General features: G+C 46.9%; 4 protein-coding genes. 2 read left to right on the top strand and 2 right to left on the bottom strand.

The window, feature by feature from the left end; all coding sequences use genetic code 11:
* Window positions 1-119: 119 nt before the first annotated feature.
* Window positions 120-488 carry a hypothetical protein gene (locus ACI4J0_RS03155; protein ID WP_439764368.1) on the bottom strand — a complete coding sequence of 123 codons (369 nt, stop codon included), beginning with the start codon at window positions 486-488 and terminating at the stop codon, window positions 120-122.
* Window positions 489-571: 83 nt separating this feature from the next.
* A complete protein-coding gene (locus ACI4J0_RS03150; RefSeq protein ID WP_439764367.1) occupies window positions 572-1,039 on the bottom strand; it encodes a type II secretion system protein in 468 nt (155 codons plus the stop codon).
* A 305-nt stretch (window positions 1,040-1,344) separates the two neighbouring features.
* Between ACI4J0_RS03150 and ACI4J0_RS03145 the strand changes: the two genes are divergently transcribed.
* Both ACI4J0_RS03145 and ACI4J0_RS03140 read left to right on the top strand, forming a co-directional pair.
* A complete protein-coding gene (locus ACI4J0_RS03145) occupies window positions 1,345-2,574 on the top strand; it encodes a GDSL-type esterase/lipase family protein (protein WP_439764366.1) in 1,230 nt (409 codons plus the stop codon).
* The gene (locus tag ACI4J0_RS03140) at window positions 2,567-3,211 is read left to right on the top strand and encodes an epoxyqueuosine reductase QueH (RefSeq protein ID WP_439764365.1); all 645 of its coding nucleotides are present in this window, start codon (window positions 2,567-2,569) and stop codon (window positions 3,209-3,211) included. Before ACI4J0_RS03145 ends, ACI4J0_RS03140 begins: the two co-directional genes overlap by 8 nt.
* Window positions 3,212-3,560: the final 349 nt, after the last annotated feature.

The following is a 3,560-nucleotide window of genomic DNA, read 5'->3' as shown; positions in this document are numbered from 1 at the left end:
CCTTTGAAAAGGTGGACGAAACTTTTAGTGTTGTGTTTATTTGTGCAACTTTTTTCATTTATCCGCTTTATCGACCAGCTGAATCGGGCGGGGAATTTATCCGCGCCCGATCATTAGGTCTATTTGTAAAATATTTTTACGCCTGCCGCAGTCATGGCATTTGCTCCGCCGAACCCTGCCACCAGCCAGACGGCAAACAGCGCAAGTGCGGACACAGCTGCGATAAGCAGAAGCTTTAGCATTATTCCAACCGCGCCCGGCAGAAACTGCCGACAGAAAATACAGCTCCCCACCGCTAAAAGCCCGAATATCCATTCGCACACCAGAAGAACGGTCTGGACAGCAAAAAATATCTCACTTGCAGGCGCCTCGGCTCCCGGCAGGATACCTGCAAGATAAACGCTGTGAATACGCATAACTATGTAAGAAATAAGCGCCGCCGCAGCCATAACGCCGCAGGTCCTTCTAAGGCTGAGAAAAGCTCCCATAACCGCACCCCGTTCCGTTTAATTCGGTTCTGCAAAACTTTGGACAGCCGCTATATTTTTATTCGTTTTTATTTCACAAAGGGTCAGCCGTTGGGATAGCTGCCGATGCCCTTTCCTGTTACATCCTTTTCTACCTCGTCAGGCGAGTACACTCTGACATCCCCCGCGCTGATGGCGTAATTATTGCTCCAAACGGCATAATCAACATCTGTGCCGTTTTCGGATATCACAAAGGCGTAATGCCCCTGAAAATCATCGCCCATAAACTTTCCGACAGAAAGATCGTCCGAGCCGCCCATTGCATGAGCATCGCCCGAATCATTTCCGAAATATATCTCTCCCGGGTTAATTTTAAGCTCATCGAAAGACTCCAGCACTGTCATTTTTGCAGCATTGTAAACATTTCTGGCATTTCCTGTAATTACTGCAGCTCTTGCCTGGTGAGTATAGCCTATAATCGACGGAACGATTATTGCCGCAAGTGCACCGATGATCGCAATGACAACAATAAGCTCAATGAGCGTAAAGCCTTTTATTTTGCCGTTTTTCATTGCACTCCCTCCCCTTTTATACAATTATACAATATTATCCAAACGAATATATTAAATTTTCATTGCCTATAGATAATATATCTGTTAATATTTATATGCAGGTGCCTGAAAAACGGTTAATTCAATGGTGAAAAATTTACATTTTCGACACACTTTTCAGTTTTATGCAGAATGTATAAAACAGCGGCAAATCCTGCCAAAAATTTTACAGTCATACCCCCTTTAACTTTCCGAAAGAATGTGATATAATTAAATTTAGCAAATCCAGCATTTCTTGTATGGCAAAGAAAGGATCATCAGAACCTATGTCCGATAATACGATAGATGGAGCAAAGCCTTTCTGCGGAAGGCTTTCCGCTGCTCTTCTCATGGCGGCAGTCATTTTTTCCGGCTGCGGACAGGCGCAGGAGCCTGTTTCCCCCAAGCTCCCCTCGGTAACGGATTATTCCAGCGAGGTCAGCAGCATAAGAAGCTCTGAGACCTCCGAAGGATCAACCGCTCTGAGCTCCGACAGCGAGACCGTTTCCGCAGGCGATGCCGCAAGCAGACAGACCGAGGCTGACACCTCCGCAGAAGATATGCCCTCCGAGACCGAGGCTCCCGAAGAGACCTCAGCCGCTCATTCATCCGAAAGTGAAAGCAATTCCTCCGTTTCCTCCGAGGAGACTTCTGTTCCCGATCTGACAGAGCTTGCAGAGACACATTCCGACACCGCAGCCCCTGAGACCGAAACAGCCGAGACCATCAACCTTGAGACCGAATGCTCGGTACCTGCGGCATCTGCCCCTGTGCCCGATACGAATTATGATTCGGAGTTCTTTTCCTCAGACCTGTTTATCGGGGACTCCATTTCCACAGGCTATTCTCTTTACGGCTTTTTAGACGATAAAAACGTTTATGCGAAGGTGGGACTCAATCCCTCCACCGTCCTTACTAAATCCGTATCCACCTGCTACGGCGAGATAGGCATTTCCACAATGCTTTCATATACCATGCCCAAACGCGTTTACATCATGCTCGGCTCCAACGGTATTCAGTGGCTCTCTGTGGGAAATATGCTCCAGTCCACCGACACCCTTGTGGATCTTATCCACGAGACCTGCCCCGACACCGAGGTCGTCATTATAAGCGTTCCTCCCGTTACAAAGGGCTATGACAATACTGTTGAAGATGTTGATGTTATGGCTAAGATCAATGAATATAACACCAGCCTGAAATCCTACTGCATTGCCAACGGAATGCTTTTCGTGGACGCTGCTTCCATTCTCAAGGACGAAACAGGCTATTTCAACAGCACTTATGCTGAGTCTGACGGTATGCATTTCAAGTCATCGGCTTATAAGACGCTGCTTTCCAAGATACAGTCCGATGTGACCGAGTTTGAAGAAGCTAATTCCCCGGCAGAGACCGATGTTTCAGATGAAGCTCAGTCGGAGAGCGAAAGCGTAACGGAAGAGCCCTCCGAAAGTGAGACACGGACTGCCGATGAGACCTTCCTCACCCTTCCCGAAGCTGCGGAGAAAACAGATGAATAAAATAAACTATCAGAACGAGCTTGACAAGATACTGAGCGGTATCGAGAGAGAGGGCACTGTCCCCTCTCTTCTGCTCCACAGCTGCTGCGCACCCTGCTCAAGCTATGTTCTGGAATATCTTTCCCGTTATTTTAAGATAACGGTTTTTTATTATAACCCGAATATATACCCCGAAGAGGAGTTTTACAAGCGCCGCGCGGAACAGGAACGGTTTATCGCCGAGCTGCCCGCAAAAAATCCTATCGGCTTCATTGGCGCTGAGCATATGAGCGGTGAGTTTTACAAGGCTGTAAAGGGGCTTGAGCATATCCGTGAGGGCGGAGAAAGGTGCTTTGCCTGCTATCGGCTGCGGCTGGAAGCCTCTGCTGCTGCGGCAAGGGATATGGGGGCAGATTTTTTTACCACCACCCTTTCCATCAGCCCTATGAAAAATGCTCAAAAGCTAAACGAGATAGGCGGTGAGCTGGCTGAGAAATACGGCGTCAGATACCTCTTTTCCGATTTCAAAAAAAGAAACGGCTACAAGCGCTCCACTGAGCTTTCTCGTGAATACGGCATTTACAGGCAGAATTACTGCGGCTGTGTTTTTTCGATGAATGAACGCTTTTCCGATAATTCACCCGTTACCGAAAAATAAAACGTGCTGTCCGTTTCGGGCAGCACGTCAGCGTGTCGCTGAAGCCATCTCGTTGGTGAAACAGCAATAATTTCCCTGTTTTGTGGCTCGGTAACTTACATATTGAAGCCGAATTATGCAGACGAACTTTTTGTTAGATGAAAGATTTCGGCTATTTCGACTGACTGACGTGCTGTCCGTTTCGGGCAGCACGTTTTTTTGGAAAATATGTTTGAATTTTTATAAGAATATTTGTTCGATTTTACTATTGACATTATAGCTCATATGTGCTATAATATACATACTCGCTATTCTTACTAATCTTTAATCGTTCTGTAGACAAAGGCGGCAGATAGAACGCTGCCAATCT

It is taken from the genome of Huintestinicola sp. (assembly GCF_051882455.1).
Lineage (GTDB): Bacteria > Bacillota > Clostridia > Oscillospirales > Ruminococcaceae > Huintestinicola.
This window is presented reverse-complemented; position numbering and strand designations above follow the sequence as displayed.

Excerpts from the sequence above, each read along its gene's own strand:
- ACI4J0_RS03145 (WP_439764366.1), top strand. The coding sequence starts at position 1,345 with ATGTCCGATAATACGATAGATGGAGCAAAGCCTTTCTGCGGAAGGCTT.
- ACI4J0_RS03155 (WP_439764368.1), bottom strand. The coding sequence starts at position 488 with ATGGGAGCTTTTCTCAGCCTTAGAAGGACCTGCGGCGTTATGGCTGCG.
- ACI4J0_RS03150 (WP_439764367.1), bottom strand. The coding sequence starts at position 1,039 with ATGAAAAACGGCAAAATAAAAGGCTTTACGCTCATTGAGCTTATTGTT.
- ACI4J0_RS03140 (WP_439764365.1), top strand. The coding sequence starts at position 2,567 with ATGAATAAAATAAACTATCAGAACGAGCTTGACAAGATACTGAGCGGT.